General features: G+C 60.7%; 1 protein-coding gene. It reads left to right on the forward strand.

Going from position 1 to position 331, the window contains the following annotated elements:
* Nucleotides 1-331, forward strand: a 331-nt coding sequence (locus tag AF337_RS04295) for an ABC-2 family transporter protein (RefSeq protein ID WP_193393568.1), incomplete at both ends; no start/stop codon positions are given.

Here is a 331-nt window from a genome sequence, read left to right on the forward strand (position 1 = left end):
GCTGGACCTGGCCGGAGCTTGCGCTGCTGTTCAGCTTCCAGTTGCTGGCTTATTCGCTCGGCGCCGCGTTGAGTTTCGTGCAACTGCGCGATCTCGAAGAACTGGTGCGGCTCGGCACTTTCGACACACTGTTGATCAAGCCTTTCAGCCCCTGGGCCTATCTGGTCTTTTCCGGCCTCAATATCGGCTATACCGGCCACGTCATCCTCGCGGTGGTGCTGATGGGCTGGGCGGTCCTGTCCGTCGACTTCGCCTGGTCGGTCTGGTCCGTGTCGTTCCTCGTTGCTGCGCTCATCAGCGCAACGCTGCTGACCGCTGCCCTTATTACCAT

Origin of the sequence: Rhizobium ecuadorense (assembly GCF_001187535.1) — a bacterium.
Taxonomy (GTDB): domain Bacteria; phylum Pseudomonadota; class Alphaproteobacteria; order Rhizobiales; family Rhizobiaceae; genus Rhizobium; species Rhizobium ecuadorense.